12 protein-coding genes are annotated in these 13,759 nt (G+C 51.9%); 5 read left to right on the top strand and 7 right to left on the bottom strand.

Features of this window, described 5'->3' with window-relative positions:
- Nucleotides 1-42 precede the first annotated feature (42 nt).
- The 4 genes from hemE to IMCC13023_RS00310 are packed head-to-tail and all read left to right on the top strand — an operon-like array spanning nucleotide 43 to nucleotide 4,239.
- Entirely contained in the window at nucleotides 43-1,122 is a 1,080-nt protein-coding gene (gene hemE, locus IMCC13023_RS00325; RefSeq protein ID WP_040324701.1) for a uroporphyrinogen decarboxylase, read from the top strand.
- Nucleotides 1,119-2,477 carry a protoporphyrinogen/coproporphyrinogen oxidase gene (locus IMCC13023_RS00320; RefSeq protein ID WP_007540042.1) on the top strand — a complete coding sequence of 453 codons (1,359 nt, stop codon included), beginning with the start codon at nucleotides 1,119-1,121 and terminating at the stop codon, nucleotides 2,475-2,477. The genes hemE and IMCC13023_RS00320 overlap by 4 nt, the downstream gene beginning before the upstream one ends.
- Complete coding sequence (hemQ, locus tag IMCC13023_RS00315; protein ID WP_007540040.1) at nucleotides 2,461-3,138, top strand: hydrogen peroxide-dependent heme synthase; 678 nt, start codon at nucleotides 2,461-2,463, stop codon at nucleotides 3,136-3,138. Before IMCC13023_RS00320 ends, hemQ begins: the two co-directional genes overlap by 17 nt.
- On the top strand, nucleotides 3,139-4,239 hold the full coding sequence (locus IMCC13023_RS00310) for a ferrochelatase (RefSeq protein WP_007540038.1): 1,101 nt from the start codon (nucleotides 3,139-3,141) through the stop codon (nucleotides 4,237-4,239).
- 12 nt (nucleotides 4,240-4,251) lie between these two features.
- Here the strand turns inward: IMCC13023_RS00310 and pntB are convergent, their stop codons facing one another.
- The 3 genes from pntB to IMCC13023_RS00295 all read right to left on the bottom strand — a co-directional run bounded on the left by pntB (nucleotide 4,252) and on the right by IMCC13023_RS00295 (nucleotide 8,096).
- A complete protein-coding gene (gene pntB, locus IMCC13023_RS00305; protein WP_007540035.1) occupies nucleotides 4,252-5,649 on the bottom strand; it encodes a Re/Si-specific NAD(P)(+) transhydrogenase subunit beta in 1,398 nt (465 codons plus the stop codon).
- Complete coding sequence (locus IMCC13023_RS00300) at nucleotides 5,646-7,181, bottom strand: Re/Si-specific NAD(P)(+) transhydrogenase subunit alpha (protein WP_007540033.1); 1,536 nt, start codon at nucleotides 7,179-7,181, stop codon at nucleotides 5,646-5,648. Before IMCC13023_RS00300 ends, pntB begins: the two co-directional genes overlap by 4 nt.
- A 267-nt stretch (nucleotides 7,182-7,448) precedes the next feature.
- Nucleotides 7,449-8,096: an LON peptidase substrate-binding domain-containing protein gene (locus tag IMCC13023_RS00295; RefSeq protein ID WP_007540030.1), complete on the bottom strand. Its 648-nt coding sequence runs from the start codon at nucleotides 8,094-8,096 to the stop codon at nucleotides 7,449-7,451.
- Nucleotides 8,097-8,293: 197 nt separating this feature from the next.
- Here IMCC13023_RS00295 and IMCC13023_RS00290 point away from each other — a divergent pair, with 197 nt between their 5' ends.
- Entirely contained in the window at nucleotides 8,294-8,737 is a 444-nt protein-coding gene (locus tag IMCC13023_RS00290; RefSeq protein WP_007540028.1) for a hypothetical protein, read from the top strand.
- 74 nt (nucleotides 8,738-8,811) lie between these two features.
- Here IMCC13023_RS00290 and IMCC13023_RS00285 read toward each other — a convergent pair whose 3' ends face one another.
- From IMCC13023_RS00285 to IMCC13023_RS00270, 4 genes are all read right to left on the bottom strand, one after another.
- Nucleotides 8,812-10,329 (bottom strand): cryptochrome/photolyase family protein, encoded by a 1,518-nt coding sequence (locus IMCC13023_RS00285; RefSeq protein ID WP_007540026.1) that lies wholly within the window; start codon nucleotides 10,327-10,329, stop codon nucleotides 8,812-8,814.
- Nucleotides 10,330-10,446: 117 nt separating this feature from the next.
- Nucleotides 10,447-11,679, bottom strand: coding sequence for a sugar ABC transporter permease (locus IMCC13023_RS00280; protein ID WP_007540024.1), 1,233 nt, complete (start codon nucleotides 11,677-11,679; stop codon nucleotides 10,447-10,449).
- 2 nt (nucleotides 11,680-11,681) lie between these two features.
- Nucleotides 11,682-12,431, bottom strand: a complete 750-nt coding sequence (locus tag IMCC13023_RS00275) for an ATP-binding cassette domain-containing protein (RefSeq protein ID WP_007540022.1) — start codon at nucleotides 12,429-12,431, stop codon at nucleotides 11,682-11,684.
- Nucleotides 12,432-12,516: 85 nt separating this feature from the next.
- Entirely contained in the window at nucleotides 12,517-13,593 is a 1,077-nt protein-coding gene (locus IMCC13023_RS00270) for a substrate-binding domain-containing protein (protein WP_007540020.1), read from the bottom strand.
- Between the last annotated feature and the right edge of the window lie 166 nt (nucleotides 13,594-13,759).

The raw sequence follows: 13,759 nt of genomic DNA, 5'->3' as shown, positions 1-13,759 counted from the left end.
CTTTGTCAGAGGATCTAAGAGCGCGCTCCGGAGGATATTGAGGTGATCCTAAGCGCGAGCCATCCCTTGAACACCGGCCTGACTGCAAAATCTGCACTGGTCAGCTCCTTGCGTGGCGAGCGCACGGCACCGCTTCCAGTTTGGTTCATGCGTCAGGCAGGCAGGTCATTACCTGAGTATCGCGAGATTCGTCTGGGCACAACAATGCTGGAAAGCTGCCTCAACCCGGACATGGTTTTTGAGATCACAATGCAGCCAGTTCGTAGGCACCAAACGGACGCTGCAATCCTGTTTTCAGACATTGTGATCCCACTCAAACTTGCGGGCATAGACGTTGAGATTGTGGCCGGAGTGGGTCCAGTGATTAAGGATCCAATCGCAACAACTCAAGACCTTGCCAGACTCAAGCGAATAACGCCCGAGAGTCTTGAACCAATCCGGTTAGCAGTACAAAAGGTTGTTGCAGAACTTGGAAGCACACCCCTAATTGGATTTGGTGGGGCTCCATTTACGCTGGCGTCTTACTTATTTGAGGGTGGCCCCTCCAAGGATCTCCCAAAGTCCAGAGCAATAATGCATGGCGATCCCAAGCTTTGGAACAGTGTTCTTGGCTGGTGCGCAGAGATCACTGCGGAATTCATCAGGGCCCAGGTTTTGGCGGGCGCAAGTGCCCTGCAGGTCTTTGACAGCTGGGCCGGGAAACTTACAGTTTCCGAGTACGAACAGTTTGCTGCCCCGCACACCAAGACCTTATTTTCTCTTCTCGAAGACCTCAAAGACGAGGCGGGTATTGCAGTTCCTAGGACCCTCTTTGGTCTTGGGACCAAAGAGATGTTGTCTGAAATGCATCAGACCGGTGCAACGGTGATGGGGGTCGATCACTTCACGACACTTTCTTTTGCTACTGAAGTCTTGGGGCCATCGGTTCCACTTCAGGGCAATATCAACCCAGAGCTGTTGACCGAAGCCTGGGAAGTAATAGAGCAAGAAGTTAAAAATGTCATTGCTTCTGGCCAGGGAGCACCGGGACACATCGTGAACCTGGGCCACGGGGTTCCGAAGGACACTGACCCAGAAATTCTCACCAAGATTGTCTCGCTAGTGCACGAGCTAACAAAATGAGCATCGACAAGGTGATCATTGGTGCTGGGTTTTCAGGTCTGTTGCACGGACTGAGTTCTATTCGAGCCGGTCAGCAAGTCCTGCTACTTGAGAAAAACCAAACACCTGGCGGTTTGATTCAGTCTGAGGAAATTGACGGCGTCAAGTTCGACTCCGGAGCAGAAGCTTTCTCGAATGTGACCCCTGAGTTTGAAAATTGGTTGTCAGATTTTGGTCTTGATTCTTTCGTTGTTAAGCCGAATATCAAAGCTCCGGTTATTGTCTCGAAAATAGGCGTCCACCCAATACCCCAAGGTGTATTTGGTGTTCCAGTGAGCCTTGCTGACTCGGACCTTGAGTTTCTTGGTGCTCCAGCGCTTGCACTTGCCAGAACGCTTGACGCCAAACCACTTCCTGAAAACCTCGATGAGCTTTCAGTGCGGGAGCTAATCGACATGAGACTCGGCCCAGCATTTACAAATTCACTTGTGGGTCCCGTGATCTCAGGGGTTCATGGATCTTTACCAGAGCATCTCGAGGCCAGGTCCGTGCTTGGCGGTCTTGTAAAAGAACTCAAGGCAAAAGGTTCGATAGTTGAAGCCGCCAAGACGCTTCGAGGAGATAAGCCTGCCCCTGGATCAGCAGTTGCGAGCTTTGAGGGTGGCATGCATGTGCTCATCGAAAAGCTGGTCCACGAGTTTGTGCAATCTGGTGGCACCTTGCGCCTAGGCACCGACGTCACTCGGGTATCAAAGTTGAGCAATGGCCAATTTGAGATTGAAGCGGGAGAAACCATTTACGCAAATGACTTAGTTATCGCAACAACGGCAAGCGCTGCAGCAAGAATGTTGTTCGAATTTCATGAGCTGTCGATAGCCCTTCAGGAGATCGAGTCCTTAGAAACACTTTTGGTGACAGTGCTGGTTGAGTCACCGGAGCTCAATAGTTTTCCGATTGGCACCGGCGCTCTTGTAGCAGAAGATTTAGGGCTTGCAGTAAAGGCGACCACCCACCTAAATGCAAAGTGGGAATGGCTAAACGGCAATTTAAAAAAAGATCAGCATCTAGTCCGATTTAGTTTTAGAAGTCCAACGCGGTTAGACAGCGCCCAACAAAAATCCGCCATCCTCGCGGCATTCGACTTGATCTACGGAGTGAAAAGTCCAAAGCTGCTTGGTCAAGTCGAAGTGCTTTGGGAAGACTCTCTAGTCAAAGCATCCGCCGGGCACCTCAGAAGAATTGAGCGGATTAGACGCCTTGTTGAACCTTTGGGCGTAGAGCTGCGCGGCGCATACATGTCAGGAAATGGCCTGTTGGGAATTTTAAAACACGAGCTAGCAACTAGAGAAGGAGATCTCATTGGAACAGGAAACTAAGGTAGAGGAAATCAACAGAACGGTTCGCTACACGAACTGGACCGCACTTAGAAGACTAAGCGTGCCAAGGACAAACGCCGGCACTCCGGTCGCGGAATTCGAGGAGACTCTGACCAAAGAAGGGATTGAGCTTCGCGGCTCCTATGACCTAACAGGTTTCAGGGGTGATGCAGACCTACTGCTTTGGATTCACGCTGAGACTGCTGAAGAGGTGCAGGGTGCGATCAAGTCGTTTCTAGCAACCGACCTAGGCGCTTACTACGAGAGCGTTTTCAGTGCAATGGGGCTTCACAGGCCAGCGGAGTTCAACCGAAGCCACGTGCCCGGTTTCATGCTGGGTAAGGAACCCAAAGACTGGCTTTGCTTCTACCCATTCGTAAGGTCTTACGACTGGTACCTGCTGCCGGAGGCAGAACGTCGCGAGATGCTGATTGGGCACGGTAAAGCCGGCCAAGAGTTCCCGGGCATTCTCTCGAGCACAGTCGCGGCCTTTGCTCTAGGTGACTACGAGTGGCTGTTGGCGCTTGAGTCAGATGATTTACACGAGATCGTGGATATGATGCGCGAGCTTCGGTACACCAAGGCCCGACTGCACGTGCGCGAAGAGGTCCCGTTTTACACAGGAAGAAAAATACAACTTAGCCAGATCGGAACAAACTAAATGTCCTACGATGCAATTTTATTGACCTCGTTCGGAGGCCCGGAAGGCCCGGAAGAAGTAATGCCATACCTTGAGCGCGTAACAGCTGGTCGCGGTATCCCACAGGAGCGCCTGGTTGAGGTCTCTCACCATTACATGGCACTTGGTGGCGTGAGCCCAATCAATGACCAGAACCGTGCGTTGCTTGCCAAGCTAAAAGAGCACTTTCCAAATCGCGGCATAGACATCCCGGTTTACTGGGGGAACCGAAACAGTGAGCCGTATTTCGCAGATGTTGTGAAGCAAATGTACGAGGATGGCCACCGCACTGTTTTGGCGTGGGTGACGAGCGCTTACTCCTCCTACTCAGGCTGCCGCCAGTATCGAGAGAACCTTTATAAAGCTCTCGATGATAATGACCTGGTTGGCAAGATGAAGATCGATAAGGTTCGCCACTACTTTGACCACCCCGGCTTCCTGGAGCCAGTGATTGAAGATGTTGCTAGAAAGCTAACTCAATTCCGCGGCGAGGGCATCGAAGACAAAGACATCCAAATCATGTTTGCCACTCACTCAATCCCGAACACCATGGGCGAAACCAGTGGCCCTCCAACAAGACGGGATGAGTTCACCGCTCCCGGTGGTGCCTACGAGGCACAACACCTAGTTGCCGGCGGGCTAGTAATCGATGCCGTCACCAAGCGACTTGAGCAAGAATCTCCAAATTGGGAAGTTGTCTACCAGTCCAGGTCCGGCAGTCCGCAGACGCCCTGGCTTGAGCCAGATGTGAACGATGCAATCCGCTCTGCCCATGAGTCTGGAAAAACCGCAGTTATGGTCGTGCCTATTGGCTTTGTGAGTGACCACGTAGAGGTTGTCTGGGATCTAGACAATGAGGCCAAGGAAACCGCAGAGGAGCTAGGTATGCACTTCTTAAGAGCCGCTACCGCTTCTGATCATCACGCATTCGTCGACGGCATTGCTGATTTGATACTCGAGCGCATCAAGGGATCTGACAAGAAGGCGCTCTCACCCTTAGGTCCGTGGGCCGATAATTGCGCCATTGGATGTTGCCCAAACCTTAGGAGTGAGCTTCAGACAGTGGCTCAGGCAGAGCAATAAGCCAGCGCAACATCAAAGAGCTCTGAGAATGTCCTCAACCCGATCTTTGGCATCGCCAAAGAGCATTCTGGCGTTGTCCTTGTAGAACAGTGGGTTTGCAACACCTGCGTAACCAGAGGCCATTGAGCGCTTGAAGACAATCACGCTCTCAGCCTCCCAGACCTTCAGCACCGGCATGCCGGCGATTGGGCTGCCTGGGTTGTCGGTGGCGGCTGGGTTCACGGTGTCATTGGCGCCTATGACTAGAACCACTGAGGTCTGAGAAAGTTCGTCGTTGATCTCGTCCATCTCAAGCACGATGTCGTAGGGAACCTTTGCTTCAGCAAGAAGCACGTTCATGTGTCCTGGAAGACGCCCTGCGACCGGGTGAATTCCAAATCGAACATTCACACCTTTGTCGCGCAGGCGCTTTGCAAGATCTGCAACCGGATACTGAGCTTGAGCTACTGCCATGCCGTAGCCGGGAGTAATAACCACGCTGCTGGCATTGCTAAGAAGTTCAGCCACGGATCCAGCATCTATCTCGGTGTGAACACCCTGCTCTTCCTCTTCAGAGGAAGGGGCTTCAATACCGAAGCCACCGGCGATCACCGAAATGAAGGAACGGTTCATTGCCTTGCACATGATGTAAGAAAGGTAAGCACCGGAGGAACCGACTAGGGCACCGGTAACAATAAGCAAGTTGTTGCTTAGTAAGAATCCAGTTGCAGCTGCTGCCCAACCGGAATAGCTGTTTAGCATCGAGACAACCACTGGCATGTCCCCACCACCAATTGATGCAACCAAGTGCCAACCAAGAGCCAGTGCAAGGATTGTTACTGATATCAAAAGCCACAGATCCGGTGTGATTACATACCAAACCGTTAGAACTAAAAAGCCAACCAATGCCGAGAGATTTAGCAGGTTCTTGCCCGGGAGCATAAGTGGCTTGGAGGAAATCTTTGCCGAGAGCTTTAGGTAGGCAACGATCGAACCAGTAAAGGTAACGGCACCAATAAAGACTCCGATGAACACTTCTGCACGGTGAACACCGATCATCTCAGCTGTGACATCTGCTGTGTGTAGAGCACCGTTCCAACCAACCAACACGGCCGTTAGACCAACGAAGCTGTGGAAAAGGGCAATGAGTTCAGGCATGCCTGTCATTGCGACCACTCGGGCCCGCCAGAGCCCAATTAGAGCTCCCACCAACAGGGCTGCAACCAAAAGCACAAAGCCGGTGGAGGTTGAGTCGTTCCACTCGCCTGACAACGTGAGCCAAATGGTTGCAGAGATGGCAATGGCCATACCTGCCATTCCATAAACCAAACCGGTTCTTGCGGTCTCATGCTTGCTGAGACCTGCAAGGCTCATGATGAAAAGCAGTGCTGAAACAATGTATGCGGAGTTTGCTAGTGCGACGGCGCTCATCGGCTCTCACCCTTCGTGAACATCTTGAGCATTCGGCGGGTAACCGCGAAGCCTCCAAAGACATTTATGCTCGCAAGCGTCACACCAATTGCAGCGAGTATCTGAATCAAACCATTGGAATCGGTGACCTGCAAGATGGCTGCAACCACCACGATTCCAGAGATTGCGTTGGTAACGCTCATCAACGGAGTGTGAAGAGCGTGGTGAACCTTGCCGATGACATAGAACCCGACCACTACGGCCAGGGATAAGACTAGAAAGTGCTGCTGCAACAAGGGAGGTGCGAATGAAATTACGGCAAAAGCTGCAGCGAAGCCCAAACCAATCAAGATGCTCTTGGTCTGCGCCGACATCTTCTTTTTCTCAACAACAGCTTCAACAGGAGCTGCAGCCTGTGGGGCTGCAGAAACTTGAATTGGTGGTGGCGGCCAAGTTATCTCACCGGCCTTGACTACTGTCACGGCACGTTGAACAACATCCTCGAAATCAAGCACTAGCTTGCCATCTGCCGCTGGGGTTAGCAGCTTCAAAAGGTTTACCAGGTTGGTGCCATAGAGCTGTGAAGACTGAGCTGGAAGCCTGCTTGGTAGATCGGTGTAACCAAGGATGGTGACACCGTTTTTGGTGACGACCTTTTTTCCCGCTACTGAACCCGCCACGTTGCCGCCCTGGGCCGCAGCCATGTCCACAATCACGCTTCCGGATTTCATAAGGGCGACGTCTTTTGCAGTTATTAGCTTTGGAGCGAGTCGTCCTGGGATCAAAGCGGTGGTGATAATAATGTCAACGTCCGCAGCCTGCTCCGAATACATCTCTGCAGCGCGCTTGTTATAAGCGTCACTTGTGGCCTTCGCGTAACCGTCGCCGGTCTCCATCTTCTCTTCAACCTCAACGGGCAAGTAGACGCCTCCGATTGAGCGAACCTGGTCGGAAACCTCTGGGCGCGGATCGGTTGCTCGGACGATAGCTCCGAGACTCGATGCAGAACCAATTGCTGCAAGCCCCGCCACTCCAGCACCGGCAACCAAAACCTTCGCCGGAGGCACTTTTCCGGCGGCAGTAACCTGACCGGTGAAGAAGCGACCAAATTCGTGAGCGGCTTCAACCACCGCACGGTAACCAGCAATGTTCGCCATTGAGCTGAGCACATCCATGGACTGAGCTCTGGAAATTCTTGGCACTGCGTCCATTGCTAACGCGGTAACCTTCCGCTTGGCAAGAGCTTCGAGGAGCTCAGGCTTAAAAGCAGGGCTCAACAGGCCGACAAGAACCGTTCCAGCCTGGAGTTTCTTTACTTCGGAGTCTGTGGGTGCATCGACCTTCAAGACGATGTTTGCTTTCCATGCGGAGGCTCCTGCAACTACCTTGGCGCCTGCCTCTTTATAGGCGGAATCCGGGAATGCTGCCTTGGCTCCCGCGCCCTTTTCAACTAGGACCTCATATCCCAGTGCAAGAAGCTTCTTTACGGTTTCTGGGGTGGCCGAAACTCTAGATTCTTGTGACTGCTCGGTCACTACTCCAATTACTGACATAAGTCTTCCCTATCGAATCTTCTAGCCAACTCAGATAAATTGCTCATAATTCCCCATCACATTATCGGTTTTTATGGGTCTTAGCTCGCGTTTTGGAACCAGTGATGCCTGTCCGACTGATGGCAATGAATCGAAGAGTTCCCGATCCGACTAGGCGAAATGATTTTCGGTCGCCCAATAATGAGTCGATTCGTCAAAATCTTTCTGATTTGAACTTTATCTACCGCAGCGTAAAAACGGTGCCAAGGCACTCACCTCACCTACGATCTAGTCCTCATCGTCAGTCAGGCCAACGCCTTCTTGGTCCGTGATCATGGCGTGGAGGGTGTCATCGGCGTTATCCACGATGTGCTGTGCCCTCGTCAATAGCTCTTCGGTGGACTGCGACTGCAGCAAGTCAATCTGATCTAACTGACCAACCGGTAATACTCCCGCAAGTTGCCAGGAGGCCTCCATGGGGTCATCACTCAAAATCGTGTCCGCCCCATACTGTAAATCAGCAAACTCGCTTGCGAAAGACAATAGCTTTCGGACCTTTGTCTCGAGTTCCTGCCGAAGTGGTTCAAGACCATTGTCCCAAACTAGATCAGGCAAGAAATCGATATCGGCGATCGGATATGGGTCATCCGGAAGCCAAGCATTCACCTTGAACCTAGATCCCCCAACTGATTGCAAACCATAAAACTCCTCGGTGGTGCCAATGTCTGTCACGAGAGCCACCGTGCCCATGTCAAAGCGCTTTTCCTTGCCACGCTCATCCTCACCACGACCGTTGAGAACAACACCAAACTCTGGGTTTTCATCTCCGAGCAAATCGCCAAGCAGTTTTAGATAGCGCTCCTCGAAGATTCTTAGGTCAAGCGGCAGGTGGGGCATAAGAACTAGGCCCAACGGAAACATTGGCATTACTGGCATCTGGCAGCCTCAACAATCAGGCTCAGGTCAAGCCTCGTAGTTTTCTGATTACTCACTTTTTTATCCAATCGCACTTGCCCGGATTCAATCAAACCAAGCAAAAACTAATTAAATTTCAACAAGAATATCAATCACGTTCCTGTTATCTCAGCGGCCTGTTCTTAGCCTGACTAAAGTTCACTTTGAGGGCGGTAATAATGAGCGATCTAAATCAAATTGGCCAAAATGATAACTGGCGCTGTTGGCTATGCGATGAGCCAGTAGACCCAGATGGTTCTGTGAATTCTGACCAAGGACCAAGTGCCGACAGCTACGCAGCCTCAAAGGCCAAAAAGGGAGCCACGACCGTTGAACGACTGGCCCACCGTTCCTGCAACACTATGCGCGGCAAGATTGCGCCGGTTGTTCCTTGGTCAAAGGAGCTGTTTGTCTTTGACCCAGCAGCAATATTTGAATCGGTCGAACGCCTCGCAAAAAAAGGCGGCAGGGAAGCCGTCGGCCGTTGCGCAACCAACGAAGATGCCGAACAGGCGTCCATCTGGCTATTGGACCGCTTGTCAAGGCTCGCGCCAACCACCAAGTTCTTCACCGAAATAACCCCCGGTGCCGGCCAGTTTCTTTTGAAACTCAGCGCAAAGTAGCAAGGCAGCAAGTCAGCGGCCTTGTCGGGAGATTTGAGAGCCATTCCAGCCATCTAATTGCTCGATCCCTGGGCCTAGATTTTTCCTTCACTCAAGCCACTTAGAACCTCCGCGGCACGAGTTTTGAGCTCGGGCAAGTCCGATAGTCGATTCAACCCAAACACCTGCTGACTCATGCGGTGATTTTTCTTGAATTCTTCTTTGTGTCGGTCAAGAAAATCCCAATACAAAGTGGTGAATGGACAGGCATCGTCGCCCACTCGCTTCTTAGGGTCGTATGCGCAGCCCTTGCAGTATTGCGTCATCCGATTGATATAGGCCCCACCGGCCGCATAGGGCTTGGTCATAAGGCGGCCGCTATCGGCATGAACTCCCATGCCGATGATGTTCGGCACCATTACCCATTCGGCTGCATCGACAAACTGCTCTCGCATCCAATCTAAAAACTCCTGTGGATTGGTGCCGGTGACAAGGGCCAAGTTACTAAGAATCATGAGCCTTGGGATGTGGTGGGTCCAAGCTCGCGTCTCCACGTGTGAAACGACTTGGCTAACGCAGTTCATTTTGGTTTTCGATGAATCCGCAAACAGTGGCAGTAGCTTTCGGGTCGCACTAAGGCCATTTAGCTCTTTGTAGTCTTCGCCCAAAAACCAGTACATGCCATTTATGTATTCGCGCCAGCCAATAATTTGCCGAACAAAGGCCTCCACTGACTCAATCGGAGCGTGGCCCTCGTTGTAGCGCTCGATGGCGGCAGCCACCACTTCGGCAGGTGTGATCAGGCCATTATTTAGGTAGGGACTCAAAAGACTGTGGTGCAGAGACCATTCATCGAGTGTCACGGCATCTTCGTATGGCCCGAAGCCCGCAAGGTGATTATTCAAAAAGTGTTCAAGCTGCCTAAGTGCTCCATCCCGAGTGGTGGCCCAACTGTCAGTCGGTTCGTAATTCAGGCTCTTTGCTACATCAGTATCGATTTTGTCGCGAGCGTGGGTGAGCCTTTCTGGCCAGGTGTAATTCTTAGGTGGTGGCAGCCGGTTATCGGCATCAAAGTTCCAGCGACCCTGTTCCGGCTTACCGTCCGTAACTAACAGGTCAAGACGAACTCTTTGGGCCCTATAGAAGTTCTCCATTACAAAGCTTTTTTGGCCACCGGCCCACTCTTGAAATAACCTTCTTGGCGTCAAGAAGAAATCATTCTCCACAAACTCGACACCGAAATTAGCAAGCTGAGATCGCTGCCTAAAAGAAGACGGCTCTGCACACAAGACCGGTAATTCCCCAACGGCCTTTCTTGCCTCAGTGATTCCAGCGGTTGTTGTCTCTGCCTCGATAAACAAAACAGTGAATCCAGACTTTTCAAGTTCCGCCGCGAAGTGCCTGGCGGAAGAGATCAAGAAAAATAGCCGCTCTTTATGAAATGGCCGACCGGTGACCATTCGTTCGCTCTGAACAAAAAGCACGATATCGGTTGCCGGGTCAGCGTCCTTGAGGACTCCGCGGTCGAAATTTAGATGGTCGAAAGGAACCAAAAGCAGGCGCCTAAAAGCCCTTAGGTCATCCAAGCTGCCTAGCTTTAGGGTTGCATTCATTTATAAAGGCTAATCATAAAATTCTTCAATAAGGCCGGTTTCTAGCAATAAGCGCGGGCTATAAAAAAAGGAAACCCACTTAGTCAGACTGCAAAACCAAATCCAACTTTATGGCTATTAGATTCGCATCCCAGGGGCTCGTTTTCTGGCCAAAGCATCCACGGTCGCGGCCAGTGCAAGCACTACTCCGGTCACAATAAAGCTAACTCCAGCAGGGAAGCCCATTAGGCCCAAGCCATTATCAATTATTGAAATCACAATGGCTCCAATGGCCGCATTGAATAGTTTTCCTCTGCCACCAAAGAGGCTAACGCCACCCACCACAGCTGCCGCGACAGCCGATAGAACGATAATCTTTCCGGCAGCTGCCTCAACGGCTCCGATTCGACTGATGTGCATCAGCCCACCCATTGTGGCGAGTGTCGAGGTGATCATGAAGGCGTAGATGCGGATGCGAGCAACATTGATTCCGGCACGTCTTGCAGCCTCTGGGTTTCCACCCACCGCATACAAATATCGGCCGAACCGTGTTCTGTTCAGTACGAAGGTTCCGGCGAACATCAAGAGAATCACGATAGGAACCACGATGGGAACACCACGAATTGGATTAGCCGCAACCAAGCTGCGAGGCAAGTTGAGCATAAATATTATTCCACCGCCAACAACCAGATAGGCCGCAATTTTGGCGACCAGGAAAATCATTGGTCGAACCGGAAGGTCGACTCTTAGCCTGCGGGACCTATCCCAAACTGATAGCACAAGTGCAACGATGACGGTGACGGCCAGAACGGCCCAACCGCCCCACACCGGAAGGTTCACGTTCATGATTGCCTTGATTGGCTCAACCTCTAGTCGAAGAATTCCACCAGAACCCAAGATGATCAACATCACACCTGGAAAACCAAGATAAAAAGCAAGTGAAATCACAAAAGATGGAACACCGATCTTGGCCACGAACATACCTAGCACCCAGCCAGTTACTAGCCCAACCAAGAATCCAAGCGCTAACGCCACTGGCCAGTCCCAGCCGGTGTTTGTTAGTTTCACAAACAGAGCCATCCCGGTAGCAGCGGTCACGCCGGCGCTTAGATCAATCTCTCCAAGCAGTAGAACAAACACAAGTGCCATGGCAGTAACCATCAGCACTGCCGACTGAACAAACAGGTTTGCAATGTTTATCTCAGTCAAAAAATAAGGAGATAGGTTAGCAAATAGCGCCATCAGGACGATAACTGCTGCCATCGCGGGTAGCGCGCCCATGTCGCCGCCTTTGAGCCTGGAGAAATAAGCAGAAACCTGCCCTTTCACTCCACCCTCGTGACCGGTTTGCAGTGTTACCTTCTCAGCCACGATTAGCCTTCCTTAACATCTGTTGCAATGCCCGTGATGTAACCGATGACCTCATTGCTGGTGGTCTTTGCGGTTTCCAGCTGTGCAACCATGTTTCCTAAATACAGCACGGCAATGTCGTCCGCTACCTTGAAAACGTCGTAGAGATTGTGGCTGATCATTAGAACGCCATAGCCCTGATCTGCCAAACGGCGGACTAGATTCAAAACCTGCTCGGTTTGAGCGACACCTAAAGCGGCGGTCGGCTCATCGAGGATTACCAGCCTGGCATCGCGCAAGACAGTTCTTGCGATAGCCACGGTTTGGCGTTGACCACCGGACAGCGAAGAAACAGTCTGTCTAACAGACCTAACGGTTTTTACTGAAAGTGACTGCAGAGCTCTTGCAGCGGCAGCTTCCATTTCGGCTTCGCTTAGGGTTCCAGACTTCAGGGTCTCACGACCTAAAAACATATTTTGAACGATGTCAAGATTTTCGCAGAGCGCTAGGTCCTGATACACGACTTCGATGCCGAGTGCCGATGCCTGCCGGGGTGAGTGGAGCTCCTGCAGTTCGCCATCAAATCTAACTTCTCCGGCGTCATAGGGCTGAACTCCAGCCAGACCTTTGATGAGAGTTGACTTGCCGGCTCCGTTGTCTCCGACAAGGGCTGTTACTTTTCCTGCAAAAACTTCTAGGTCGACGCCCTTTAGAACGTCTACTGGACCAAAGCTCTTTTTAACGTTCTTGAGCTGAACGAGTGCCTGCGACATGGTGGGGCCTCTTGCTCTTATTAGAAGCTCATTCCCGGGCGGAAACCGCCCGGGAATGAGCTAGTTACTAATTACTAGTTGCTAATTACTCTACGCCGAAGGTGGCGCAAGCTGCTGCCACTTCTGCGGTGCAAAGATCCGCTGCGGTGGCCTGGCCGTCGGCGACGACGTCCTTGACCAACTCGGCGGTTGTGATGATTGGATCGATTGCGATGAATGGGGTTCCGTCGTCAAGGGTCTTGTTAGCTGTGACGGTTTCGCCCGAAAGGATCGCTGCAATGATCTCTAGAGCCGCGGCAACCTGAAGCTGGAATGGCTTGTAAACCGTTCCGTACTGCTTGCCCAAAAGAACGTTCTGAAGACCAGCTGTTGATGCATCCTGACCTGATACTGGAACGGTTAGGCCGTTCTTGTCCAGGATTGAGATGATCGAGGCTGCGTTGTTGTCGTTTGGAGCTAGAACTGCGTCAACGTTTCCACCAACTGCGGTGAAAGCCTGCTCGAACAATGTTCCAGCTTTTGCGCCGTCCCAGGTTCCCTCCATGGTGAACGCAGGTGATGCACCAGCGGCGTCAAGAACGCTCTTGGCACCATCGAAGAACATAGCTGCGTTACCGTCGGATGGGTCACCCGATGAGTAAATGATGCTAGCGGTTGCTGGGTCTTTGCCCGCTGCCACAAGTCCGTCAACGATCATCTGTCCCTGAAGGGCACCAACTGTGAAGTTGTCGAATGATACGTAGTAGTCCGCTCCAGCAATTGGACGGTCATAGGCGATAACTGGAACTCCAGCAGCCTTTGCCTTCTCGGCAACAGCTGCACCAGCACCCTGGTAGTCAACTAGAAGCATTACATCGCAACCCTTGGTTAGCTGAGCGTCAGCAATGGTTGCGTACTTTGCGGTGTCTGACTGCGCGTTCTGAATGTCAGCGTCGTAGCCAGCAGCGGTTAGTCCGGTCTCTAGAGCTGGACGGTCGCCCGGCTCCCAGCGAGTTCCGGCGTCAGCATCCGGGAGGATAACGCAAGCGCGTAGCGCTTCCGCCACGGTCTCGCCAGCAGCTGCAGTGGAGGTCTCTTCGGTTGCAGTGTCTGCTGCACAGCCGGCCAGCACCAAAGATGCGGCTGCAACTGCAGCTAGAGAAGCAATTCTGAACTTCTTCATATTTCCCCTTATTTTTCTAAGTAGTTTGTTTCTACCCGGCTTGAGCCAAGTCGGCTGAAGTAGGTTTCATTATGTTTCCACACGAAACAAATAAAAATGGATAATTTTTATCAAGATTTGGTAACAATTAGCTTTTAATTGGGTTCTTCAGGGCCGATCCGAGTGA

Origin of the sequence: Candidatus Aquiluna sp. IMCC13023 (genome assembly GCF_000257665.1) — a bacterium.
Classification (GTDB): Bacteria; Actinomycetota; Actinomycetes; order Actinomycetales; family Microbacteriaceae; genus Aquiluna.
Note: the sequence above shows the minus strand (reverse complement) of the source record. Positions and strands in the feature narration are given on the sequence as shown.

What these genes read in the sequence shown, in the direction of transcription:
- IMCC13023_RS00320 (WP_007540042.1), top strand. Translation starts at nt 1,119, where the DNA reads ATGAGCATCGACAAGGTGATCATTGGTGCTGGGTTTTCAGGTCTGTTG.
- IMCC13023_RS00310 (WP_007540038.1), top strand. Translation starts at nt 3,139, where the DNA reads ATGTCCTACGATGCAATTTTATTGACCTCGTTCGGAGGCCCGGAAGGC.
- pntB (WP_007540035.1), bottom strand. Translation starts at nt 5,649, where the DNA reads ATGAGCGCCGTCGCACTAGCAAACTCCGCATACATTGTTTCAGCACTG.
- IMCC13023_RS00300 (WP_007540033.1), bottom strand. Translation starts at nt 7,181, where the DNA reads ATGTCAGTAATTGGAGTAGTGACCGAGCAGTCACAAGAATCTAGAGTT.
- IMCC13023_RS00295 (WP_007540030.1), bottom strand. Translation starts at nt 8,096, where the DNA reads ATGCCAGTAATGCCAATGTTTCCGTTGGGCCTAGTTCTTATGCCCCAC.
- IMCC13023_RS00290 (WP_007540028.1), top strand. Translation starts at nt 8,294, where the DNA reads ATGAGCGATCTAAATCAAATTGGCCAAAATGATAACTGGCGCTGTTGG.
- IMCC13023_RS00285 (WP_007540026.1), bottom strand. Translation starts at nt 10,329, where the DNA reads ATGAATGCAACCCTAAAGCTAGGCAGCTTGGATGACCTAAGGGCTTTT.
- IMCC13023_RS00275 (WP_007540022.1), bottom strand. Translation starts at nt 12,431, where the DNA reads ATGTCGCAGGCACTCGTTCAGCTCAAGAACGTTAAAAAGAGCTTTGGT.
- IMCC13023_RS00270 (WP_007540020.1), bottom strand. Translation starts at nt 13,593, where the DNA reads ATGAAGAAGTTCAGAATTGCTTCTCTAGCTGCAGTTGCAGCCGCATCT.